The organism is Peribacillus sp. RS7 (assembly GCF_041956845.1).
Taxonomy (GTDB): Bacteria; Bacillota; Bacilli; order Bacillales; family DSM-1321; genus Peribacillus.
On the sequence record NZ_CP168135.1, the window covers coordinates 5,172,866 to 5,196,935 of the forward strand.

Below are 24,070 nucleotides of genomic sequence, written 5' to 3' on the forward strand. Positions count from 1 at the left end.
CACCCTAAGTTAGTCTTCTTGTATCTATTTATGGTCCATAAAAAATCATAAATAGCATTAGAAATATGTTTAATACTAACAAAATCTTACCAAAGAGATTTTTTATAGCTAAAACAGAAAATACAATAGAAATTATGAATGAAAAAATCGCTAGTTTTGGTGGAAAATACACAACGTCTAAAATGCTTGACATAGAAAAATACAAAAGAAAAATGCTAATAAATATAAATAACATTGAAAAAATTAATGCTATCGTGATATAAATAAAAGTCCTGAGTTTTTTCAGATGTTGTTTCTCATAACTATAATCAACCATTTTCCCCTCCTGATATTAAGTTTGTTTACTCCTTAAAAATCAACCTTTACCGAATACTATTCTCTTTCTGAACAATAAATACCTTCATCAACTATTCTGCCCCTTTAGTTCATTAAGCAAAAATTCCACCTTATGGTAGCCCCAGATCTAAACTACCGAACCTCGTAGTTGAAGAATTTTCTATTTGGAATTTATGTAATAAACCAGATTATCAGTCCATTCACCAAATTCAAAAATAAATCCTTTTCTTATGCATTCAAACTCCATGCCTACATTCTCTGCTAACTTATAAGAAGGTGTGTTATCAACGTTTATATGAGCTTCAATTCGGTGGAAATTTAAGTCTTTAAAGGCGATATTAAGGGCTTCTTTTACTGCCTCTTTACAATAACCATTTCTCCAATGTTGATTATTAATAGTGTAACCTATCCTACCCCATTGAAAGTCATTTCTCTCTAAGGTGGAAAAATCTATCGTTCCAAGATGTGTACCGTCTTCTTTCCTAAAGACACCAAAAACATATGCTATATCATCCACTGCTAATTCTTGATGTTTTTCCACTAAGTTGGTAAACCATTCCTCTGTACATTCACTCATATCAATCTTCCCTTGATCATACCTGTGTTGAGATGGAAGTCTATTTTTAAATTCGCTAAGCCAATTTTTAAAATCATTTTCCTTTAATGGTCTTATTACTAATCTTCCTGTTTCTGAAACGCAGTCAAATTTGTTCAAATAAAACAACCTTTCTATTTAGGTCTTTTCTTAACTCTTAAAATCTCTCCATTTCAAAACAAATCCAATTATTAACTATTCGCCTTAACAGTATTAATCCCTTTTTGCAACGTATTCAATCTTCAACTAAACTGCCACGTTAGTTCCATAAGAATAAGCTGTTGCTTTGAAATAAAGTTTGATCAAAATTAACTCACAAACCAGTATTTTACGATAAATAAAAAGAATCCATTTTGAAAAAAAGGTTGATCAAAATGGATTCTTCTCCAGCAGATTTAAGTTTGGTTTTTATAAAAATTTTTGATCATTTTCTACCTATAGGACTTTGATATTTAATAATCTTGTTTTAGAGACCATACCAGCACTTTCTAACGTTTGTTTCGAGGGAGTGTTATAATACCAACAACCGCAAATCGGATTTAGATTATTGTCATAACACCGTTCCTTTAAATGATGAATTATCGTTCTGCCTATTCCTTTTTTTCTGTATTGTTCATTTGTAAACATGCCGATATTTCCATATCTATCAAGTAACGTACTTGTTTCCATAATCCCTATTCCAAGCAGAATACTTCCTTTGGTGTAGGTGAATATTTCCCTATTTTCAATACGTTCCTCCACTTTATCAATGAAGTCCTGACATACCTCAGTTATTTTTGCAGCATCGCTAGGCACCGCAGCTCTGAATTCCCCATCTTTAAATAATTTTCCCTTTGGAATTTCCACTTTGTTATCTTGGAAAAAGTAAGCTTGTTTTTCGATCTTATAATCATGATCTAATACCAAACTTAAAAAAAGTTCGTCGCATGTTGGAACCAGTATTGACCGAATTGAATGATCCTTAAGAACATTGTCAAAAATCTCTTGGGATTTTTTGTAGTATGATAAATCTAAATAAAATTGAGTTAGGTACTGATTACTATGTATGGCATAATAACCTGCAACTTCAGAGTTGTAACTGATTGTATAAAATACGGAATTGAGAATGTGCTCCTCTAAAAAGGAATCAATAGGAGAACTTAATGTACTAACATATCTTTGGATTAAATCCCCAATATCACTTTGTTTACATTCTTTAAAATAAAAACTCATGTTTGGACACCTCGTATTTTTGTTGATCTCATTAGTACTCATGCAATATTACTCATAAAATAAAGAGAATCTATCCAATAAATCATCTAAAAGTATTAGTGTGAAATTCTATTTTAGTTTCGTGAAATCCTTCTCTAACCTTAGTTGTACAATCTTACTTTACAATCTGGCCCGTTTGCTTAATAAGAGAAAATCCTACATTATCAAAAATCCACATATAAACGGTTGACCTTTTTCAAAACGGTGCAACTTTATTGCAAACTGTTGAACTTTGTTTTAATTCCACAAAAGCTGCCTTAAAGACAGCTTCGATTTTCAGATAACGCACCCGTAAGTGCAACAAGAAAGTTTTATTTCCAGAACCTATTAGTACATTTATTATCTTTTAAATAAATCATACGTATTTTCCCTTATACTTGCGCATATTAAAAACAATAACATTGAAAGCGAGATGGATACGTATTGTCTAAACAAGGGATGCAAAACAAGGATCAAACGCGAAAGCAAATCGAGAAACAGGATAAAAGAAATGATGTTGAATTAGGTAATGAATTTCAAATTGGAAACACAAGTTCACAGAGCTCCAAAAAAAGTGGACGTCAAGTAAATAAAAAATAACCCCGATCTTTCGGGGTTTTTTTTCTCTATATTGTAAAAACACCATTTTCTGAAACCAAGCTGCCCCTTTAGTTCTGTAAGAAAATGAGCTGACGAGCAACTCCCTTATTGAAGTAAAGCATATTTTAGTTGAACAATATTATACTGTTTCTTTACTTTGTGTTTAAGTGTGGTTCGATGAAAAATAACCATAGAAATTAGTTACTGCTGTAATAGTAAGATTAATAGTTTTCTCTGTTTTTGTGCTTTAACGGAGTTATTGAATTACTTTGAAATGGATTCCTAACCCTCCAACAAAACTAGTGAGAATTTCCAAGGTAACCTCTGTGTAACCCTTATTTATTTTCCCAAATACACAAAGTAATTATAATGTTACCAATCGATTCGTTTTCCATCTCTAAAAAAGCCGCCATTAGGTCCTTCAGGTCCAATCGTTGCTAACCACAGGATAGACTCAGCAGCTTGCTTAGGAGTTCTTGGAGCCGATGGTCCTCCCATATCTGAGCTTACCCATCCCGGATCGACTGCATTTATTTTGATATCAGCATTCAATTCTGCGGCTACCAATCGTGTTAATCCATTTAGGGTAAATTTAGACATCTTATAAGCTCCTACTCCTGGATATGACATTTCGCTCATCGCCCCATATTCTGAGGAAACATTAATAATTCTCCCATAGCCCTGTTTTTCCATGAGGGGAATAAAGGAACGGAGCACATGGTAAACACCAAAGAAATTTGTTGCCATTGTTTTCTCCAGAATGGAAGGGTCCATAGACACTAACTTTTTATTCTCATCCAAATATACACCTGCATTATTAATCAAAACGTCTAACCTTCCATACCGCTCATTTACTGTAATCGCAGCTTGTCTGACGCTTTCTTGATTATCTACATCCAACGTCACAAACGAAACCTCCAGATTTAACTCCTTAAGTTTTTGCGCACCTTCATGACCCATTTCTGGATCCCGACTTGCCAAAATGACCTTAAAACCATTCAAAGCCAATTGTTTGACCAGTTCATACCCAATTCCTCGGTTCCCACCGGTAACAAGTGCAACTTTTATATCCTTTGACATTTTAAAACCTCCATTCTATGACTACTAATCTCGGGCTAGAGCAGATTTAGAAAGTTGTTCTGTAGGACTATACATATAGTTTCTTAGTAATATAGTTACCAAACTTAGGATCAATGATAGGATTCCCACCAATACGACGTATTGTATACCCATTTGTGATATAACTAACCCGCCTACAGCTGCACCCAATGTTGTTCCTACGTTACAGGATGATATAAATAACCCATTGGCGAAATCAGGCGCTTCGGGAGCTGAAGACACAATCAAATATTGATTAATATTTGCCATTATCCCTCCAGCCAATATTCCCCAAATTAAAGTTATTATTGCCATAGGTACGGTAAACTGTCCTGTGAAGAATAAAATGATGTAAACACCACCCAATAACAAAGGAAAAGATACTACAGACTTAATGGCACTATGAGTAAGTAACCTTCCTGCGATAATGTTTCCAATAATACTGGCTCCACCGAAGATGAATAACGTTAAACTTATGGTATTAGGGGACATATTCGTTACTGTTTTCAGATATTCAACAAAATAACTATAAACCCCAAATATAGCTGCGTTTAATAAAATGACAGTCACAATGGAAAGCCATATAATAGGTTTTTTTAATACGGAAAATTGTTTACCATAAGAAAGTCTTTCTTCAACAGGCATGGATGGTACGAAAATCAATGTAGCAATGAATACAATAAAATTAATTATAGCAAAAAATGCCATCGCCATTTCATACGAAACGGCACTTTCAATAAAACTTGCGATCGGTACGCCGGCTACCATACCAGCAGATACTCCTATAAATACTTTAGAAACAGCTTTTGGAGCTTCTTCTTTACTTACTGAGGAAGCAACTACTGTAAATGCCAAAGAACAATAAATTGGATGAAAAAAGGCTGGAATTATACGAGCAATTAATAGAATGGTAAAATTAGATGTAAATATGGATACAATGTTTCCCAAAACGAAAACTCCTAATACAAGTAACATGACCTTCTTACGATTTATCCCGGAAAACAATAACGGCATCGTTGGTCCAGATACAGCAATAGTAAGAGCAAAAAGACTCACCAGCCATCCTGCTTTTGATACACTGATATGAAAGTGATCAGCAATGGAAGGCAATAACCCAATAACCCCCATTTCAGTATTTATAATTCCGAAAACTCCTATGGTCAATATGAAAATCAGCAAGTTATTTCGTTTAGTCATAAAATGATCTCCTATCCTCAATAAAATGCCCCCAAAAAGCAATGGAGGCATTTTATTAAAATTTCTTCTCGAAGAATTCAAAGTTACTTCGACTGAAAGCTTTTGCATCCTCATAAGTGAGGGAAGCCGAAAGGTCACGATAGGCATTGACCTGCTTTTGAAGCTCTGCGACTTTCTGTTCCGCACTAGCGATGGCATCTGAACCACCAATCCAGCGAAACTGTGGTTCCTTCTGATCTGCGATGGTGATTAGAGCCTTTGAAGCGATTGTTACTTAAATTCTCGGTAAAGTATGCTTCCAATCCCCTGTCGAATGGAATCAAATCCGTCTTGTCGTACAAATCAACATGTCCTGCATTTGGAACGATGTACAGCTCTTTTGATATTGCCGCCAATTCGTAAGCATCTTCACTTAGGCATCGTGAGTGAGCGTGCTCGCCCATGATGAACAAAGTATTACCAAGGTTGACTTGTTGGTCCAATTGTAAACTCATTAATGTTCGTATCCTCTGGCTGATCAATCGCGAATGCAACAACATTGGCAATTCGATCAGGTGAAATACCATATTGTTCATACAACGCAGTCATACCTTCTGAAATATTCTTATCAGTAATCGTATCCAACAATTCCGTATTGATAGCTGCTGGATAAATAGTTGCTGTGCGGATATTAGTACCTTCTTGGGCAGATTCCATACGCAAAACTTCCATTAAATCACGAACAGCCCACTTTGTTGCGCCATAAACCGCACCGCCTGGGTAAGCTTTAAGCCCAGCTACTGATGAAGTAGTAATGATATGTCCAGACTTTTGCGATGTAAATGTTGGCAATACTGCGGCGATACCATTCAATACACCTTTAATATTAACGTCAACCATACTGTTCCAGTCGTCAGTTTTTAATTCGGAAAGTGGTGAATTAGGCATTAGTCCAGCGTTCAAGAAGATTACATCGACACCACCAAAAGTGTCTTTAGCTAGTTGAACAAGCTGCTGACTATCATCTGGATTAACCACATCTGTAACGCGATAAGCCACTTGACCACCGTTCGATCTAATTTCTTCAACTAATTTTGCTAAACGCTCTTCACGTCTTGCACCAAGTACAACTTTTGCACCTTTTTCAGCTAACAGCTTAGCTGTGGCTTCCCCAATACCTGAACTTGCACCTGTAATTACAACCACTTTGTTTTCAATTGTCATTTCGTTTTTTCATCCTTTCATGTAAAATAAAAGTTACAATTGATGTTTTTACGACATCTGTCAATAATTTATAATATAACTATAAACAAAACAAGACATCACACTCGTTAATTTAACCGGATTTGTTGTTTAGACAACAAATCAATAAAAATTGTCGATTATCTCAAGGAAGGTATGGTATTGATAACATGGCAAAAGTGGATAGAAGGATAGTTAGAACTCAAGGAGCAATTAAAAAAGCATTTCTTGAATTGATGTCAGAAAAAAATTTCGATAGTATTACCATTCAGGATATTGCTGACAGGGCAAATGTTAACCGTGCAACTGTTTATCTTCATTATTTAGATAAATTTGATCTGTTGGATAAGATCATGGAAGAACATATTACGAACATGAGTGACTTTTGTGAGTCGGAAACTGAACTGGATTGGATTGAATCGACTGTACACTGCATGGAGTATCTTGAAAATAATTATTTATTTTTTTCGACGATGTTGGCCAGTGAAGGAGCTCGGTATTTTCGTAGTCGGTTTGTTCTACATAATATCGAAGAGTTCAAAAAAGACGTGGATATAACAAAGGGCAAAAACCTTGGTCAAAGCGAAGATATAGTTGTCGAATTTGTTGCCAATGCTTACGTTGGTGTAGTGGAATGGTGGCTAAAAAATGGGATGCCTTATCCACCACAGGAAATGGCAGAAAAAGTAGGAAAACTTTTAGAAAGGAACTTATAATTATAGGGTCGTTGTTCATTTCAATACGAATTATAAAGGAATGTACTTAAACTAAAAGAGGCTTTAGTTAACCAACCAGAAGACTATGTAAAGCAATTAATGCATTTGTTAAAAAATTGAATAAATATAGTTAAGTTAAAGAAAATGTTTATCTAAATTTTGAACTGCACCCAGTTTTCCAAGATGCTTAGCCTTTATGCGATTGGAATCGAAAGATCCCCCCTCTTCATTCAAATCAGGGCTGGCATTACCAGATGAAACAATACTCACATGATTTGAAAAGACATAACATTATACAAAGTATGTCCCGCAAAGGAAATTGTTTAGACAATGCAGTCATAGAAAACTTCTTTGGCTTACTAAAATCTGAATTACTTTATTTACAGAAGTTCAACAGCATTGAGCATTTCAAACAAGAACTTTAAGATTATATCCATTACAATCACCGACGAATCAAAATGAAATTAAAAGGCATGAGCCCAGTAGATTACCGGGTTCATGCCCTAAAGGTTGCCTAATTAAATAAAGTATCTAACTTTTTGGGTTCACTTCAGTAAACTGATCCAGCCTTTTCTTATAACATACACGATTCAAAAAAGGTAAGAGCATGTTAGTGCTCTTACCTCCCTTAAATTTTTCCCCTGTTACTCTTCCTTGCTTGCTGCCATATTCATATTCGCTTCAACACTCTCCTGATTGATGGTGGATATTGGAAAATTCCGCTTTCCTGAGAAATTCTCAAGTAAGTCTTTGACATCAATGCCTGAAGATGCCTTTAATGATTCCTGCAATGTCGCCATTAAATTCGTTGCATACCCGGTCACTTTATTAGCCCCGCCATTCGCACCGCTTCCACCCGTGTCCACAACAGTAATTTTGTCGATATTACTAAGCGGGCTTGCCACTTGTTTAGCATACTCCGGCAGCATTTTCAAAATCATGTCCATTACGGCCGCTTGCCCGAACTGTTCAAAAGCTTCAGCGATCTTCTGCTTCGCTTCTGCCTCTGCTACCCCTTTTAACCGGATGATTTCCGCTTCAGTGGTACCTTGTGCCCTTTGTGCGTCCGCTTTAGCAAGACCGTCCATGCGAACACGTTCCGCTTCCGCTTTCGCCATTGCTTCTATTTTATATTTATCGGCATCCGCTTCTGTAATCTGTTTCATCTTGTTAGCTGAGGCTGCTTGCTCTACCGCATAACGGTCGGCATCAGCCTTTTTCTTCACTTCTGAATCATATTGCTTTTCGCGACGAAGGATTTCTTTTTCCTCCAGCTCAATTTGCTTCTGACGTTCAATGATCCTGATTTGCATTTCCTGTTCTGTTACATCCTGTTTGGATCTGGCCGTTTCAAGATCGTAAGCTTGGTCAGCTCGTGCTTTGGCAATATCCTGCTCACGCCGGAATTCCGCAACCTTAAGCTTGTTGATTTTCTCGGCTTCGGCTATTTCGGTTGCCCTTTCTAGTTCGGCACGCTGGGCTTCCTTCGAAGCTTCGGCTCGCTTGATTCGCGTTTCTTTCTCTGCATCGGCGGTTGCTATATCGGCATCCCTTTTCACTTGTGCAATCCTTGGCTTACCAAGCGATTCAAGATATCCGTTCTTATCTCGGACATCTTTAATGGTGAATGATACGATTATGAGTCCCATCTTAGCTAAATCCTGTGAAGCTACCCTTTGTACTTCCTGGGAAAACTTTTCACGATTTTTATAAATTTCCTCGACTGTCATCGAACCAAGGATGGAACGAAGATGTCCTTCGTAGTATCTGTTATATCCTATGGGTGAAATGAAAAAACCTTATAAAATCTAAGGAGTAAAGATTTCTCCCAAATCCGTTTGGGAGAAATCTCTTTCTACTTAATTCTACATACCTTAATCAAAATAATTTAGACATGAAGCGAATTAGTAAATTAACAATGCCTATTTTCACACTATAATTTTGTGTTATTTGATATGCTGTTTATATATCATATAACGGAATTAGGGCAGACCAAATCAATAGGCGATTTGGTCTACTTATTAGTATGATAAATTCAATTTATTGTTCTATTTTATATTTATTCATTCTTGGTGTTGTTCACTTTATCTTTCATCCCACCACTGAGTAAAAAAATATTGACCTCTTTAGTTAAGTAGTTTTGATAATATGAAGAAAAACTACAAGAACATATCAAATAACACTTTAATGCAAATCAATTAACAAACATAAACGCTCAGATTATCGCTCTGAGCGTTTATTTTAGTGCTTCTTTTATTCAATTAATGCAACCCTTTAGCTTAATGATAGCCTTATTGTTATCTTAATTGAAATCACATTTGTGGTTCCATGTTTCCTAACTATGAAACAACCGCTGGAGGAAGTAATAAAAAAATGGACTTCCACGAGCCTCAAATTAAAGTAAACTTTACAGGTAAGGGCGGTTCAGAAGGGGAGGCAAAAGCCCTCGTTTGTAAAAAAGGATTAGATACATAATTATCCTACTACCTCTCCACAATATGTAATTACTTGTTTGTTTTAACTACATAACCGTATAACTGGGAATGTTCCATAGGTTTCCACCCGTCACGCAAAGCCCTTAAACCTTCGTATAAAGCCCCCCCTATAATATTTTCTAACCATGCAGCACATTCCTTTATAGTGTCAAATTCATGTAGATGTGTACCATTTTTATACAGCGAATAATTTTTAGTCTTCATTTTGATTCCTCCTGTTGATTTTGAATAAAAGTAGGCAACTTGTGTATGTATGTCGCTGGTTATTTACTCAAAAAATTTACTTATTTACTATAAAATTAAAGGCTCCCTCGTGTTAAATAATACTGTTAATTTTTGAAAAAAAAGACCTCTTATTAGTTCTCTTTGGACATTTCTTGTTGAACTATTAACCTGCCCGTTAGCTCCATAAGAAAAAAGAGCTGCCAACCTCCCCTTATTGAAGTAAAGCACCCGTTTGCTTCACAATTTGAATTTCCATGAATAGTAAAAGATATTACCCAGTTCAAATGGCTTATATTTTAAACTCATTGGAGATAATTTAACAAAATATTTAACTGATACAAAATAATTTAAGTCTTTAGTTAAAAAAGATAAATATTTAAAAAACAGAAAAATAGCCTAGTGAAGGCTCACCAATGCTAAAATCAACATAATTATTTAACCTTTCAAATAACTATTCTTCCTTTCCTCTTTCCTTTTCTTGTAATCCTGAATAAAAATAACTTTTTCAAATTCTTTTATCATTTTTTCTCTATCTTCTGTTGGTTTTTGACTTCTTAATCTATTCCTTAGTCGTTGCATGCCGCTTCTTATTGCTTCTGGAATAGGTTCTACTAATGGTTCTACCACTGTTGTGACGAGCACAGCTACAATTTCACCAATTACTATTTGAGCAAATGGATTTAATAAAATTTCAGGAAGAGTAATATACTGCATCTTATTATAACCAGCATCAGCTTTGTAAAGTGCCCATTTTTCCAAATCCCTCTCTGCATCTACAATCAATTTAGCACCTTCAAAAATGCGATTTAACTCTTCTTTGCTATCATCACGCACCATTTCTTCAATAAAGCCCATAATAACCTGCAATTTATTGTCCCACAATTCTCCCTTTACATAACGACGAATCTCAGTACAAATTGTATTAAGAGTTTCCTCATGTTCAAGCAAGTTATATTGACCTTCTTTAACCTCAATGAATATTTCTTCTTGTGAAGGTATATATATGGCACCTTCACGGTTCATACTAACCAATCTATCCGACAATTTTAAATTCCATGCGATATAGCCAGAAGAATTTTCTGAAACACCATATACATCAATGATGTCATTTACTTTTTGTAAACTCCAAATTCTATGTGGCATCATATTTCCTCCAATACAAGGTTTTTATCTAAAAATATTACCACGTTTGGAAAACATTATATATACAAAAAAGCATTGAAACAGACGATTAATTTAATTAATTGGTTAAGTATCTATAGATTCGATATTTCTGTATCTGTCTTAATGACTAAAAGTTCCATATATTATAAATATTGATGTTTTTAGTTATATAAATGAGACCTTCTTTCATATAGCTTCGGAACTACAAATTCGGGAAAAGTATTGATTATTTTTTCATTAGATGAGATTGATTTGAAATAACTGCAATGTTATCTCCGTATTAGCACCGATGCTTTTTTATTACTTTTATTTTCTAGCAAATATAATAGCAAATACTTAATCTTTTTTGCTCAAATCAACACGAGCTATTTCTTAGTTGCCCGACAAAACAATTAAAGTTGCCTCTAAACCATTATTTTTCAGTTTATCTAATTGTTCTTTAGATGGAACAATGGGAACTTCCGTTGTTTCTTCGTTAATACCTAAATCGTAATGTAGAATATATTTCCCCTCTGTATTAGGTTCAAGGACACCACTAAAGGAGTGACTGTAACCCAAACCATTATCCACATATGCCTTTGGATTAAAAATATTAAACCCCATTACCTCCTTAGAAACAGTCATTAATTTTTCGTTTGGTTCAAGTTTAACGGTCTAAAAACTTTTAGGTGCTTTTCCAATTGTTCTGCCTCCTTCATTTTTGATTGAAAAAGAGTAATACAACGATGTAGCAACAACTTCTTGCCCCGCTTTCTCACCTTGTTATAAAACCGTTGAACCTGTTCTTTCTTTATCATTAATAATGTCTGCTTGTGCATTTGAAAGTTTTAAAGATGTCTTTCTGTACAAGCACTTAAAACTGTTATAACTAAGATGAAAATGAAAAATACAATAAAGCGTTTCAATTGACCCTCCCTTTTTTTGTATATTTATATTTGGTACTACTTCTCCATTATATCCACCATTTTACATAAACAGGGTAGTGAGCTCCATTGTTAGGAAATCATTATTCTTCCATGTAATAAAATAATTCTTATATTTTTTTATTAGTATAATTATTAAGATAATCAACTAGAAACGGTTTACTGAATTCACTTAAGCTTATATGATATAATTCAATAGTTCCGAAATGTTGATAACTTTGATATAAACCCTCTGCTATTCGTAAAATCTCATCCTCTATTTGTCTATCTAATAGAGTATCTTCAAATTTTATTAAACCTGTATTTTCATAAATAGAAATTATCTCTTTTTCTTGTTTTATATATCGATTTTTTTCACAAGAACATGGAGGAATAGCCTTTCTTCTGTAATAAGGTCTAAAGCTATATTCTTCATTACATTTAGGACATTTCAAATAATATTTTTTATTATCTGATTTAAATACATGATTAGGTAGTATATCCCCATTTTTTTCATAGTCCCAATACTCTACTAATTCTGACCATTTATAGAATAGTGTTCGTTTGTTGAATTCCTTTTTTATCTGCTTTTCAATATCAACTAAATCATTCATTAAATTAATAGGATATTCACGAAGTTTGAATTCTTTATTTTTATCTATGTATTTTAATAATTCGAAAATCACTTCAGAAATATTAGTATAATTATAATTGGGACTATATACACAGTACCAATCTGCAGGATATTCTGTTTTTGTTTGTTGTTCTTTTGAGCTTTCTACTATTCTTAATAAGCTCACTTGATTATTTTTGCAGAGTTTAAACTTTAATTCGTCATTAAGATTATTTGAGTGAAACCTTTCTCCATCATATTCGATTCCTATTCTATATTCAGGGATATAAATATCAATAGACATCCCCTTCAACCAGTCAAATTTTTTTTGACTTTCTATATTATTAAATGCTTTTTTTAGATAATAGTATAAATACTGTTCTGGAATAGACGATTGTATTGACCTTGCTAAATAACTAATATCTGTAACTTCTGACTGTAATTTTTCAAAGCGTTTATTTAATGATTTTTCTTTCCTACACTTTAAGCAATCAATTTTATCTATTAAAATACGTTCTTTGACTTGTAAAGCTTTATATGAACCACATTTTAGACAATTCCATATTACATATTGTGAACTATTATAGGGTATCTTTGAAGGTTTAGTAAACTTCCCATATTCTCCTAATACCCCACCATACTCTCCCAAAATATCAATTCGATTATTATCTATACACCATTTTTCCAATGATTTTACCATCTAATATTTCCTCCCTTCAAAATACATTTTAACAATTATTCTAGGTTAAGTATTTACTTTTACAAACAACACTCTTAAACTAAATGCCCCTTTAGTTCCATAAGAAAAAGAGCTGCCAAAGCAACTCTCTTACTGAAGTAAAGCACCTGAAAGCAACCCGTTAGCCATCCATGCAGCACAAAACCAGTGTTTTTTAGTGTATATAACAGATTTAATCCATCTAAATTGACTGCGTGTACAATAGCAATGTTTTCTTTAAAATAAATTCTTGGTTCCCTAACCCTTGTCCATATATCACCCTGTAATACAGATAATACTGCCTTATCTAGAAGTGCAACTTGTCCTTTATCATTATAAAAGAGAAATTCTACGCGATAAAATTTCTTCAAGAACAGTTTAGCTTCCTGTTTCTTTTTGAAATGAGATTATGTAACGGAACGCTCATGCTCCTTGAATAATAATTTACTCTTAATATGCGAGGTAAAACACAGAAAGAGGAGTGATTACAAAAACAACGTTAATGGGTTATAGATAATCATTAGAAATGCTAGTTAAGTTCCTGGTCTTATTATAAAACCTGAACCCTTTGTAAATTTCAAAGTTAATCCTAATTTAATTTCTAAAACCCTGTAACCCAGAGAAACATACTCGAAAGCCTCATTTTTTTCAAAAGGTAAATTAATGTCGTTTACAATATTTATTTCATACTCATCTTTATCATTTTTACTTCTCTCTAAAAACGAATGAATTTCTTCCTGTGTAGGTTTTCTAAAGCTAATATCTAAATCGCTAATTTGAATAAGATTAAGGGATTTATCAAAGCCAATTAACATTAATTGCCTGGTCTTAACTATATCAGCAATAGTTTCTAAGTAATTATTAAAGATTTCTATATCTTCATCTTTTTCAATATATAGAAACCCAGATTTATTGTTTAACCCATTTACGATAGCATCAATCTTATACCCCTCTTTTTCCACTTCGTTAATAATACCAAGAATGGATTTTATCTTGTTAGTTTCTCTAAACCTAAGAGTCCTAATTTTGAAATTTTTATCCATCTCATTAATTATTAGATTCCTCAGTGTTACGTCAAATTCCTCTTGATACATTCTAAGAACATTCTTATCTAAGAAATACCTAATGGGATATATTAGGTTTAAAACAGTTTTTGGTGATATCGGTTGTATTTGTTTTTCATGATGCATAATGTTAAATAACTTATTTGTTTTTAAACTAGTATTAATTGCCTCATGCAAAATAATTTGATTTTCATTTAATAACAATATTTTTTTAGCATCACTTTTAATTCTCTCAATCTGAATTTGTTTATATTTTGCTAGCAGCTGTTCTAATATTAGACTTAATTCTGAATAAACCATATTATCATTAGTGTTATAACCAAAAGCCTTTTTGAACTTGCGATAATTGTTAATAACTTCTTCATGTATCTCATTATCCTTCATAAGCATACTTATGAATTGGAACAAAAGGTCTTCACCTATCTCTATGTTGTTTATAGAAACATACTGAATATTTGCAGCGGTTACAAACAGGATAAATTCCCTAACTACACCATCCATCATTAACCATTTTGAATTTTCACCATCCAAGAACCTTTCCCATCTACTAAGTTCATTACTTATTTCATCAAAATAATTCCAAATTTTTAATCCTTCGTAATTCATTAAAGCTTGTAAGTTTAAATTTAATTCAGTTACTAGTTGCAAATACCTCTCTTTTTCTGGTTGAGGGAGATTTTCTTTATAGGTAAGATAATATAAATATATACAAATAATCACTTGAATTTTCCGTCTGTTTACAGCACTAGTCGGGTATCTGTTTTCACTAAAAATGAATCTGTTCACCCTATGTATATCGTATTGGTCAACCATAGACTTAGCCAAATATAAATATACATGCTCTAAAGTTTTTAGTTTATACTCATCTTTCGTAATAATGCTTATCGACATTGATAAGATTTTATTTATAATCTGCACTATTAATTCGCTTTTCTCATCTTCAGTTAGTTTTTTATTTTTCAAGATGTAAATATAATACATTTGGATGAATCGGGGAGCATCGTTGTCATGATAATTCCCTTCATAGCTTCCACTATTTAAAATTATTCCCCGTAATATATCCACAAATTGAATAACGCGTATCTTATTCGCATTATCAAGTTCTCTAATAATCCTTAATAGCATAGAAATAATTGGTTCAAGATTAAGGTTATATGTATTTTTCTTATTACAAACTTTGTACAAGTCTATGACTAAGTTTTTTGCTTCTTCTAATAAACCGCTACTTATTAAATTTTCACCAATGTTATTTATGTATTTTTCCCATTCTTTAAGAGTGTTAGATTTATGCGGGTTTAAACTCTCTGCTAATATAATTTCAAACATTTGATTAAAAATGTTTAGATTCTCTTCAATTGTTTTCAACTCTTTATTTTGAATTCCCTCTACTGTATGTAAAAAGAGATTTTCTAACTCTTTTTCCATTTCTATTGCTCCTTCTCAATTTGCATATTTTCCTGCTTAATTGTCGTTCGGACTCGTTCAAGAAGGTGTGTCTTTAATTCCTCATCCACTTTTTCTTCAAAGAGAATAATTTTTACACATTCCAAAACCATTAGTATCACTAGTATTACACTAACAAGAAAAATGAAGACAACAGATGCAAGTGCTTGGAACGCTACGAAAAAATACGAAATAAATAATAATACAATACTCAAAATTATTTTCTCATGGAATTTTAGGAATGGCTTAATAACAAATAAGAATGTTAGAACTTTAAAGCCATATTTCTTCTCTTTATTCATACTTACCACTAACGCTAGGGTTGCTATTGTTAATGTAGTTACACCGGACTGTACTTGCCAGATGGTATTAATTACGCCATCAATTTCTTTTTGCTTTATGGCTAAAAGCCGAATAATAGCTGAATCATAACCATTGTTAAAGTATGCCCCAGATAATACTCCTATGTAAACGATTACCAAATTTATAGCTATAAAATCACAAATGGGAATATACTTTTCAAATTTATTAAACCATAATGTTATTTTTTGTTTCATAATATCACCTGATACCCATATAGTATTAGAAATTTTCAGTAGTTTATCAAGAGTTTATTGTTATTGAAATTTTGCCTTGCAATAGGCACAAAGGATTTATGTTACAAACGAATTGATAACTAACTCTTCCGCTGTTTGCGTCAAACTTCCATAAGTTATTGAAAGTTTTCATATTATTGTTGTTATCCACCCAAATGTTATTTCTTACTTATTCTTTTTATATGTTCCTTCAATATATTCCACCTGGATATCATTAAAGTGAACTTAATATTTTGAGAGAGAGTTTAATCTATCCATTCTATATTCTCCTAATCCATTTATATAAAGAAATAAAATAGCTTCCCTTATCAAGAATCAAGATTTCTATTTAACATTCACTCTAAAAGCAAAAAGGAGCAATAAAATAGCTCCTCGTTCCTTAGTATCCTTTTTATCAGATATACGGGTCTAAAAATTTAAAAAGACATTATTCCTTCAACACTATAAACTGCTTTCCAATATTTTTCTTTCATTAATAGTAATCTCATCAAGTTTTTCTTGAACTACTCTAAGGGGAATAGAGAAAATTCATTTTATATTTAGCTTTTTTATTCAACATAAGACCGCTTAATATAAGAAATTCTAACATACTATTTACTACGTGTTTTAATATATTCTTCGGGACCCAAAGAATCTATCAGAATACATTCATTCTCCGCAATATGTTCTTCTATATCATCGTCATCTAGTATCACACTGACAGAGACTTCTTTATATTTGAATAAAAGTTTATTTAAATTATTCCGACCGTTAATAAAATACATATCTTTTCTTGCAAATAAATCTTTTCCATCATGACGAAATTCTATGACCTTGCTATCTTTAATCAAATTTTTCTCACTCCCTTATTTTCCACTTTACACTAATAATAGCAATAATACACTGGAACTTATACGTTTATCTCTATAATTTGCAAAACAAAAAAACCAACTTTTTGGTGGGCGTATCCGTTAGCGAATCAGATAATATTGAAATCAATATCAGACCTATATAAAAAACAACACTCTTCACGAGGAAAGGTGTTGTTAGTAATGTATATCATTCCGGTAGAAACTCTGAATATATCGCAATAATTTCTGAAATAGAGTCCAACAACTGTTGGTTAAAAACCTTGTTATCCTCTAATGGAGTTAATTGCATCAGCCTTGTTTGGAAATGCTCATATGAATGCCTTGAGGGAGAAGGATTTCCACCATGCCTTGGATAAATAGCCCACACTTCTGTACTGGACGGACTCTTTTCCAATAACGCGGCAATATCTTATTGTATATGAACGGTGATACAAAATCATTTCGATACGCTAATAAATGTTTCATGGTATCTGTTTTATCCGAAGTATTGATTTTTGCACTGTCCCATATGGCACGGGCGGGTCTGTATTTAAAGTCAAACACTAATGACCCAATGTAGTCTTCTCTTACATCATGATAGAAATCTAAACGAACATAAGGTCTGTTATGCTTATCCGCAGCATAAAGAGGTTTATATGGAATGCTCGTATCGTATCAGTATGTTAATTAACGTTTCTCATTCCAAGTAAAACCAATATTTTCTAACTTCTTTATTTTTTCTTTGTCCATTCTTCCTTCATTGTAAGCTTTTCTTTGAGATTGAACCCAGGGACCTAACACGGGATATCTCTTGATAACTTTACAATCCCCATGTTCTTTTTTGTACTCAACTAATTCCTGATACCTTTCATTCCATACATGCTCTACTACATCCCAAACAAATCCTAGTTCGTTTAATTTGTTTACCTTCTCATCCTTCATTCGACCATTTTTATATAACGTTCGTTGTTTTATCGCCCACGCACCAAGTTCCGGATGATGTTTATTAACTAGGCAATCACCATTTTGATTTTTGTATTCCATCAGCATTTGATATTTTTCATCCCAACTATCCATTTTAGGATGCCAACTAAATCCTAGTTCATTTAGTTTACTTATTTTATCAGGTTCAAGTTTGCCACTTTTAAAGTGTTTTCTTTGTACCGAAACCCAGTACGCTAAGTCTTTGTTTTCAAATCCTATAGGGACTAAGCAATCACCCTTTTCTTCTTTGTATAATTTGAGGAAGCAATATTGGTAGGTCCAATCTTCATCTTCTTTACTCCAAAAAAAGCCGATGTTTTCAAGTTTTTCTTTTCTATCATTTTCGAGTTCATCTTTATGATAAAAACCTCTTTGAATAGAAACCCAACGACTAAGTTCTTTATTTTCTTCGTATCCCATTACAATAGGTGTCTCTATCATTATTTGTTGGTATTTCTTTAAGGATTCACAATTATCATTCCAGCGTTCTTCAAAAACGCTCCATACAAAATCAAGTTGATTTAATTGTTCCAATTGGTGTTCAGATAATTTATTTTCTGAATGCTTTTTTCTTTGATTTTTTGCCCATGCAGAAAGACTTTTATATTTAGGGTTATTTCCAGGAATCATCGTATGTCCATTTATTTCATGAAATTCTTTAAGTTGTTTGAACTTTTCATTCCAGCCATTGTTACTAACTCCCCAAACAAACCCAAGTGCTTCTAATTTTTCTATTTTTTCTTGTGGCAAAGTTTCTCTTTTATAAGATTTTCTTTGGTCTGAAACCCATGTAGATAATTGAGGGTTTTCTTTGTATCTGGCTGGAACATTGCAATCTCCATGTACCTTTTTATACTCACTTAATGATATATAATTAGCATTCCAGGTTTCTTCTAAAGGGGACCATGAGAAATTTAATTGGTCTAATTTTTCTTTCTTATCCTCATCTAACATTCCTGAATGAAACGCCTTCCTTTGTTTTTTCACCCAATCATTCAATTCTTTGTCGTAAGTGGGGGGCACTATGCAATTTCCATATTCTAATTGATACGCATATAATTTTTGGTATTTCGAGTTCCATTTTTCTTCTAGCGCATCCCAAGGGAAGCCTAATTTATCTAAAGCCGCTATCTTATCCGCTGATAAGTCGCCTTTTTTTTGAAGGGTTCGTTGTCGAGTCATCCATTGAGCCAATCGCTCATTTTTCGGATAGTTTGAGGGAACTAAGCAATCTCCAAATTCATTTTTATATTCAACCAACTCTTTATAAAACATATCCCATTCATAGTCGTATTTGTTCCATGCGAAATCAATCACCTTTAATCGTTCCATTCTTTCTGGAGACAACGTTCCTTGTGAGTAATGAGTCCGTTGATTCACTACCCAACTGTATAGTCCAGAAACCTCTTTGAAAGTATGAGGAACCATACAGTGTCCGTGTTTTTCTTTAAATTTAACAAGCATGTCATATTTTTCGTTCCAAGACGCTTCATCTGGCTTCCAAGCAAAACCCAATTCTTCTAATTTACTAATTTGTATTTCGCTTAATCTTTTTTCTAAATAGTTTCGTCGTTGATGACTAACCCATTTGCTTAACTGAGGATATGTTTTGCTCCCGCCAGGAACAAGACAATTTCCATGTTTCAATTTGTATGCCAATAATTCTTGAAAATGATAATCCCAAGCATTAGTAATCCGGTTATCTATATCGCTAAATAGTTGTACCGCTTCTTTTGATTCAGAAAAAATGGAAAAGTGCATGTGTTTTTTTGGTAAGTTCAGTTTCTCTCGTTTATTGTTTTCTGTGTTTTGCGCCTTATTTAAATCCTTACTGAAATCATCACTTAAAATACTATTGAAGTTATTTACAAGGTCGAAAATAATAGGTTCTTTCGTATCACCCGATGCAATGGCACGTCCTATTTGTTGATAAAATACAGTAGGCGAAATAGTAGGTCGAAGCAATATGACACCTGTAATATCTTTGATATGCAATCCTTCGTTTAACATATCAATAGCAAATAACAAGTGCGTAGTATTTGGTCTGTTCGATTTAATAAATTCACTTAACTCAGCATCTTTATATGTATCATCACTAATCACACGATTTTTCTTGATTCTTTGTGATACACCTGAATCCTTGAACCATTTTTCTACCAACCATTCCATTTCCGAAAGATGTTCTTTGTTTCGGCAAAAGACAATAAATTTATTGGTTTTAGTTAGATGTTTTTTTAGTATTTGAGGCACACCTACGCTACTTTCCCAGTTTACTTCTATTGTTTTTAATTGAAGTAATAACTCTTCTTTTTCATCATTTTTAATAAAGGAAGAAGAGTTTATCTGCACTTTTCTTTTTTCAATTTCTTCGTGCAATGTATACAGCGAGGAAACATAATATGGTTTTGGCAAATACCCTCTTACAATGGCTTCGGGGAGAGATATATTGCTAGCTACCTTGCCCTCGAAGAGTTCATCTGTCATATCTCTATTTTTATCTAGATATCTAATTGGGGTAGCTGATGTTCCTAATGTTGTGATTTCAGGATAAACCTGTAATAGTCTCTCTACACCTTTTCCCCATTTTTCCGCACCTACTCGATGAAATTCGTCCATTACCAAATATCCAAGTTGCATTTTCTTCAGTTCTTCTTCATTTATATTCATTAACTTTGCGTATGTCATATAGATTGTTTGTTTATTTAACCATAAAGCATTTCTCTGAATTGATTGAAGAATATATTGTGAAGGAGCTAAAACAAGTTTATTAACACCAAAGAAATGTGAAAGCGTTTTTGTGATTAAAAAACTTTTCCCTGTCCCTGTCGATTGTACAGCTGCTACCTTTTTTGATAGATTCCATGTTTCGATTATTTTGTTATAGGTTATTTTGTTATGGGCGTATAATTCAATTTCTGGTGAACGGTTTGAACCGACGGAATAATTTTCAATTAACTTTACTACATAATCCCAATCCTCCATTTTCATGTTGAATTCTTCAAGTTCTAACGCATCTTTAACGAACCCATTAATGGAAATCAAATTATAATTATTGCATTGATACGCTATTTGGGCTTTTTCTTCAAACTTAATCAACTCAATTCTCGAATCATCGAAACTTAATGGCTTTCTATGATTTTTTGTTTGGACAACCAACGATACTTCTGTTGGGTTCTTCGGATGATACAATAGGATATCTGCTCCAAAATCGCTTTTACCGCCTACACGGGCAGTTAACCAACCATTCCCTTTAAATAATTCCTCGATATATAATTCAAAAACATTCCCTTTAATTTTCACATCTAGATTTTCTAACATGTCTTTTATTTGATGAACTTCATTCTTCTTAGTTAGTTCTATTAATACATCCATAATGTTCTTTTGAATTTGCAACAATTTCTTCTTCCCTTTCTTCAATGTTTTTCATTAGATAATGATTATTTATGCCATATTTCATCTTAGCAAACTACTCCTATAAATCATACTTGAGTATAAGAAAGCTCTATGTTATTGGTGTGACGAATGATTCTTCGATTGAAAAAAATTCACTGTGTCACTGAATGATTTTAGTCCTCCTTGCAATTCTAGGTAATATCAAACTATGTGAAATTCCCCCCCTTGATTTATCACTATTTGTGTATTCTTACTAAACTATCTGACCCTATTACCGACCTCGGGACAATTTGATATTGATGTATACGAAATTTTCCGATGACCAAATTAAATAGACAAACAGAACTGTTTACATGATTCCTAGCACTCAAAGACAACAATATCATTATTTACCGCCTCTCATAGGTTTGATAAATAGTACACGATTTTCAATTTTTTTATGAAAATAAGGTTAATATTCCATTTTTTCGTATTCGAATTCATAAACCTAGAGGTGGATAAACCAAACATATCGGTATCCTTTCTATCTTTTTTCATCGAAGGGCTAATCCTCTATAACATTCAACTGGTAACATTACTTTTAATTCCGCACCTTTAAATGTTACAGCTAGAGAATATCGTTCTTCTCCCTTCAACATCAACTCATTTATCGTAGATTTGGGTGTAACTGTTATGATTAATTGTTTCGTGCTCTTTGATGGCAACTCATCTTGCCCCATTGCCATCAAACCTTTTCCATCTACCAAGAGCGATTCAATCTCATAATCTCTTTCAAGTAACTCATTTAACTCGACATTAAATCTCGTATCACAACTATCGTTTGTTTTAAAAATGTAGGGTTTGTTGTTCGTATTTTTGATTTCAGCTTTTATCATAATTTTTTCATGATAAGCGTATTGCTCCTGATTCAATTCTGCTTTTAACACGAGCCCATTTTTATTTACTATTAGGGGTTTATTTATCGCCTCATCCTTATTACCAACGCAACCACTTATAAATAGGGTCGCTATTAAACAAATTCCCAATCCCATTAAGGATTTCTGCTTTTTCACACTTCGTTCCTCACCTTCCATCTATAATTCCTTACTCATCTTTACTTTTCTCAATTATAAGGAGTTTTTATTTTTTTAAACATTAATTCACTAAAATCCACTTTATTTTCCCCCATCCTCAAGTGAGGATTTCAACTTATATTGGTGAAAAAGAATCTTCGTTGTGAAGGAAAAAAGAGAGAATACATAGTTCCATATAACTAGTAATTTACTAGAATTCAGAAATTTCGATATTACATACGAACTTTTGTTTCATTTGCCAGAATATTGTCAAAATCACCTCTTTTCCATATTGATTTTTTGTAGATTACAGTCTAATATTGTAAGGAGCACCATAACATACTAGAGGAGGAAAATACTGATGAAGAAATTGTTTGTATGTTTATTTGGTTTTGCACTCTTATTCACAGCCGCTCAAACTAATGTAAGTGCTGCTGGAGCTGGGGACAAGAATTGCGGAGACTTTTCATCTACTCAAGAGGTAATGAAATTCTGGAAAGATAACGGGTACAGTGCTTCTAATGACCCTCATGACCTTGATAGAGATAGCGATGGTTTGCCATGTGAAGTTTCTAAAAGTGAGTATGATAGTTTCGTAGCATCAACAGACGATTCTAAAGAAGAAGATACTTCAGGCACAAAAGAAGAATCTTCAGATACAAATGAAGATTCAGATGACAACTCAACAACTGTTACAAACGATGACACAAACAAAGATGACGATTCAAGCAAATCTGAAGAGCAAACATCTACAACTTCTGACTCTAAAGAAGGCGAAAAATTACCAGAAACAGCATCTAACGCTGTGACAATGATGGGATTAAGTGCAGTCCTACTTGCTGCTGGTTCTCTTCTAGTGTTCCGTAAGAAACAAACTAACTAATTAATGCAAGAGGACGACATAACCTGTCGTCTTCTTTTCCTTTAAGGTGGTAATCATGAGAAAATATCTAGGTTTTTTATTTATCCTCATTGGTATAAGCATAGGCACCTATTATTTTATCGAATGGAACACCGGTCGTTCTGCTGCTGAAGAATTGAATCCAAAAGAATTGATGAAATATGAACAAATGGAAGCAAAAGCAAAAGACCGTTCTGAACCAAATAATCAGCAGGAAAAAGAGACAACAATGAAAGAACCCGTTCCTCAAACCCCTTCAACCCAAGTCAAACACACAGAGGGAGATAAAATTGCTTACTTAGTGATTCCGAAGTTCAAACAAAAGTATTCAGTCTTTTGGGGAGCAGATGAAAACGTATTGAAAAAAGGTGTGGGGATGTTCGTGAGCGAGTTAACCACAGCTCCTGATGGAGGCGGTCACACCGTATTAAGCGGTCATAGAGATACCATCTTTTATAAATTGGATGAGTTAGAAACAGGAGACATGCTTAATGTGGAGTATGATGAAAAAGTCTATTCTTATTCTATCAATAAAATCTTTATTACGGACCCGGATGACCGGACAGTTATCGTAAAAAAAGATGCAGCAACATTAACGTTAACTACCTGTTACCCCTTCAATTACGTAGGTGACGCACCTGAACGATACATTATCCAGGCAGAATTAATCGACAGTGGCACTTAACAAGACAGCATT

21 protein-coding genes and 2 pseudogenes are annotated in these 24,070 nt (G+C 33.3%); 5 read left to right on the forward strand and 18 right to left on the reverse strand.

Going from position 1 to position 24,070, the window contains the following annotated elements:
• Positions 1 to 65 precede the first annotated feature (65 nt).
• Entirely contained in the window at positions 66 to 263 is a 198-nt protein-coding gene (locus ACDZ29_RS25620) for a hypothetical protein (protein ID WP_289325352.1), read from the forward strand.
• 233 nt (positions 264 to 496) lie between these two features.
• Here ACDZ29_RS25620 and ACDZ29_RS25625 read toward each other — a convergent pair whose 3' ends face one another.
• From ACDZ29_RS25625 to ACDZ29_RS25650, 6 genes are all read right to left on the reverse strand, one after another.
• Positions 497 to 1,051 carry a GNAT family N-acetyltransferase gene (locus ACDZ29_RS25625; RefSeq protein ID WP_375089113.1) on the reverse strand — a complete coding sequence of 185 codons (555 nt, stop codon included), beginning with the start codon at positions 1,049 to 1,051 and terminating at the stop codon, positions 497 to 499.
• A 315-nt stretch (positions 1,052 to 1,366) separates the two neighbouring features.
• Entirely contained in the window at positions 1,367 to 2,185 is an 819-nt protein-coding gene (locus ACDZ29_RS25630) for a GNAT family N-acetyltransferase (protein WP_375089114.1), read from the reverse strand.
• 948 nt (positions 2,186 to 3,133) lie between these two features.
• The gene (locus ACDZ29_RS25635) at positions 3,134 to 3,841 is read right to left on the reverse strand and encodes an SDR family oxidoreductase (RefSeq protein WP_375089115.1); all 708 of its coding nucleotides are present in this window, start codon (positions 3,839 to 3,841) and stop codon (positions 3,134 to 3,136) included.
• Positions 3,842 to 3,865: 24 nt separating this feature from the next.
• Positions 3,866 to 5,056 carry an MFS transporter gene (locus ACDZ29_RS25640; RefSeq protein WP_375089116.1) on the reverse strand — a complete coding sequence of 397 codons (1,191 nt, stop codon included), beginning with the start codon at positions 5,054 to 5,056 and terminating at the stop codon, positions 3,866 to 3,868.
• A gap of 185 nt (positions 5,057 to 5,241) precedes the next feature.
• Positions 5,242 to 5,499, reverse strand: coding sequence for a hypothetical protein (locus ACDZ29_RS25645; RefSeq protein ID WP_375089117.1), 258 nt, complete (start codon positions 5,497 to 5,499; stop codon positions 5,242 to 5,244).
• A 13-nt stretch (positions 5,500 to 5,512) separates the two neighbouring features.
• Complete coding sequence (locus ACDZ29_RS25650) at positions 5,513 to 6,259, reverse strand: SDR family oxidoreductase (RefSeq protein ID WP_370015347.1); 747 nt, start codon at positions 6,257 to 6,259, stop codon at positions 5,513 to 5,515.
• Between the two features lie 188 nt (positions 6,260 to 6,447).
• On the opposite strand from ACDZ29_RS25650, the gene ACDZ29_RS25655 reads away from it, so the two are divergent.
• Positions 6,448 to 6,993 carry a TetR/AcrR family transcriptional regulator gene (locus ACDZ29_RS25655; RefSeq protein WP_289325358.1) on the forward strand — a complete coding sequence of 182 codons (546 nt, stop codon included), beginning with the start codon at positions 6,448 to 6,450 and terminating at the stop codon, positions 6,991 to 6,993.
• A gap of 224 nt (positions 6,994 to 7,217) precedes the next feature.
• Positions 7,218 to 7,511, forward strand: a pseudogene (locus tag ACDZ29_RS25660) (IS3 family transposase); the annotation flags it as partial.
• Positions 7,512 to 7,637: 126 nt separating this feature from the next.
• On the opposite strand, the pseudogene ACDZ29_RS25665 reads toward ACDZ29_RS25660, so the two are convergent.
• The 12 genes and pseudogenes from ACDZ29_RS25665 to ACDZ29_RS25720 form a co-directional block, all read right to left on the reverse strand.
• Positions 7,638 to 8,753 (reverse strand): annotated as a pseudogene (locus tag ACDZ29_RS25665) (SPFH domain-containing protein); the annotation flags it as partial.
• Between the two features lie 744 nt (positions 8,754 to 9,497).
• Positions 9,498 to 9,692 (reverse strand): hypothetical protein, encoded by a 195-nt coding sequence (locus ACDZ29_RS25670; protein ID WP_375089118.1) that lies wholly within the window; start codon positions 9,690 to 9,692, stop codon positions 9,498 to 9,500.
• A gap of 456 nt (positions 9,693 to 10,148) precedes the next feature.
• Positions 10,149 to 10,856: a hypothetical protein gene (locus ACDZ29_RS25675; protein ID WP_375089119.1), complete on the reverse strand. Its 708-nt coding sequence runs from the start codon at positions 10,854 to 10,856 to the stop codon at positions 10,149 to 10,151.
• A gap of 393 nt (positions 10,857 to 11,249) precedes the next feature.
• On the reverse strand, positions 11,250 to 11,480 hold the full coding sequence (locus tag ACDZ29_RS25680; RefSeq protein WP_375089120.1) for a hypothetical protein: 231 nt from the start codon (positions 11,478 to 11,480) through the stop codon (positions 11,250 to 11,252).
• A gap of 430 nt (positions 11,481 to 11,910) precedes the next feature.
• Positions 11,911 to 13,092, reverse strand: a complete 1,182-nt coding sequence (locus ACDZ29_RS25685; protein WP_375089121.1) for a zinc-ribbon domain-containing protein — start codon at positions 13,090 to 13,092, stop codon at positions 11,911 to 11,913.
• 74 nt (positions 13,093 to 13,166) lie between these two features.
• Entirely contained in the window at positions 13,167 to 13,481 is a 315-nt protein-coding gene (locus tag ACDZ29_RS25690; protein WP_375089122.1) for a hypothetical protein, read from the reverse strand.
• Between the two features lie 162 nt (positions 13,482 to 13,643).
• A complete protein-coding gene (locus tag ACDZ29_RS25695; protein WP_375089124.1) occupies positions 13,644 to 15,599 on the reverse strand; it encodes a hypothetical protein in 1,956 nt (651 codons plus the stop codon).
• Positions 15,600 to 15,601: 2 nt separating this feature from the next.
• Positions 15,602 to 16,174, reverse strand: a complete 573-nt coding sequence (locus tag ACDZ29_RS25700) for a hypothetical protein (protein ID WP_375089125.1) — start codon at positions 16,172 to 16,174, stop codon at positions 15,602 to 15,604.
• Between the two features lie 629 nt (positions 16,175 to 16,803).
• Positions 16,804 to 17,043, reverse strand: coding sequence for a hypothetical protein (locus ACDZ29_RS25705; RefSeq protein WP_375089127.1), 240 nt, complete (start codon positions 17,041 to 17,043; stop codon positions 16,804 to 16,806).
• Positions 17,044 to 17,352: 309 nt separating this feature from the next.
• Positions 17,353 to 17,607 (reverse strand): hypothetical protein, encoded by a 255-nt coding sequence (locus tag ACDZ29_RS25710; protein ID WP_375089129.1) that lies wholly within the window; start codon positions 17,605 to 17,607, stop codon positions 17,353 to 17,355.
• Between the two features lie 123 nt (positions 17,608 to 17,730).
• The gene (locus ACDZ29_RS25715; protein WP_375089130.1) at positions 17,731 to 21,399 is read right to left on the reverse strand and encodes a Helicase associated domain protein; all 3,669 of its coding nucleotides are present in this window, start codon (positions 21,397 to 21,399) and stop codon (positions 17,731 to 17,733) included.
• Positions 21,400 to 21,953: 554 nt separating this feature from the next.
• Entirely contained in the window at positions 21,954 to 22,472 is a 519-nt protein-coding gene (locus tag ACDZ29_RS25720) for a hypothetical protein (protein ID WP_375089131.1), read from the reverse strand.
• A gap of 361 nt (positions 22,473 to 22,833) precedes the next feature.
• On the opposite strand from ACDZ29_RS25720, the gene ACDZ29_RS25725 reads away from it, so the two are divergent.
• The gene (locus ACDZ29_RS25725) at positions 22,834 to 23,355 is read left to right on the forward strand and encodes an excalibur calcium-binding domain-containing protein (RefSeq protein WP_375089132.1); all 522 of its coding nucleotides are present in this window, start codon (positions 22,834 to 22,836) and stop codon (positions 23,353 to 23,355) included.
• 55 nt (positions 23,356 to 23,410) lie between these two features.
• Complete coding sequence (locus ACDZ29_RS25730; protein ID WP_375089133.1) at positions 23,411 to 24,058, forward strand: class D sortase; 648 nt, start codon at positions 23,411 to 23,413, stop codon at positions 24,056 to 24,058.
• Positions 24,059 to 24,070: the final 12 nt, after the last annotated feature.

Bases quoted from the DNA above. Each gene is read 5' to 3' on its own strand.
- ACDZ29_RS25645 (WP_375089117.1), bottom strand. From the start codon at position 5,499: ATGGGCGAGCACGCTCACTCACGATGCCTAAGTGAAGATGCTTACGAA.
- ACDZ29_RS25670 (WP_375089118.1), bottom strand. From the start codon at position 9,692: ATGAAGACTAAAAATTATTCGCTGTATAAAAATGGTACACATCTACAT.
- ACDZ29_RS25685 (WP_375089121.1), bottom strand. From the start codon at position 13,092: ATGGTAAAATCATTGGAAAAATGGTGTATAGATAATAATCGAATTGAT.
- ACDZ29_RS25635 (WP_375089115.1), bottom strand. From the start codon at position 3,841: ATGTCAAAGGATATAAAAGTTGCACTTGTTACCGGTGGGAACCGAGGA.
- ACDZ29_RS25695 (WP_375089124.1), bottom strand. From the start codon at position 15,599: ATGGAAAAAGAGTTAGAAAATCTCTTTTTACATACAGTAGAGGGAATT.
- ACDZ29_RS25715 (WP_375089130.1), bottom strand. From the start codon at position 21,399: ATGGATGTATTAATAGAACTAACTAAGAAGAATGAAGTTCATCAAATA.
- ACDZ29_RS25650 (WP_370015347.1), bottom strand. From the start codon at position 6,259: ATGACAATTGAAAACAAAGTGGTTGTAATTACAGGTGCAAGTTCAGGT.
- ACDZ29_RS25640 (WP_375089116.1), bottom strand. From the start codon at position 5,056: ATGACTAAACGAAATAACTTGCTGATTTTCATATTGACCATAGGAGTT.
- ACDZ29_RS25725 (WP_375089132.1), top strand. From the start codon at position 22,834: ATGAAGAAATTGTTTGTATGTTTATTTGGTTTTGCACTCTTATTCACA.
- ACDZ29_RS25620 (WP_289325352.1), top strand. From the start codon at position 66: ATGTTTAATACTAACAAAATCTTACCAAAGAGATTTTTTATAGCTAAA.
- ACDZ29_RS25655 (WP_289325358.1), top strand. From the start codon at position 6,448: ATGGCAAAAGTGGATAGAAGGATAGTTAGAACTCAAGGAGCAATTAAA.
- ACDZ29_RS25630 (WP_375089114.1), bottom strand. From the start codon at position 2,185: ATGAGTACTAATGAGATCAACAAAAATACGAGGTGTCCAAACATGAGT.
- ACDZ29_RS25700 (WP_375089125.1), bottom strand. From the start codon at position 16,174: ATGAAACAAAAAATAACATTATGGTTTAATAAATTTGAAAAGTATATT.
- ACDZ29_RS25675 (WP_375089119.1), bottom strand. From the start codon at position 10,856: ATGCCACATAGAATTTGGAGTTTACAAAAAGTAAATGACATCATTGAT.
- ACDZ29_RS25680 (WP_375089120.1), bottom strand. From the start codon at position 11,480: ATGGGGTTTAATATTTTTAATCCAAAGGCATATGTGGATAATGGTTTG.
- ACDZ29_RS25730 (WP_375089133.1), top strand. From the start codon at position 23,411: ATGAGAAAATATCTAGGTTTTTTATTTATCCTCATTGGTATAAGCATA.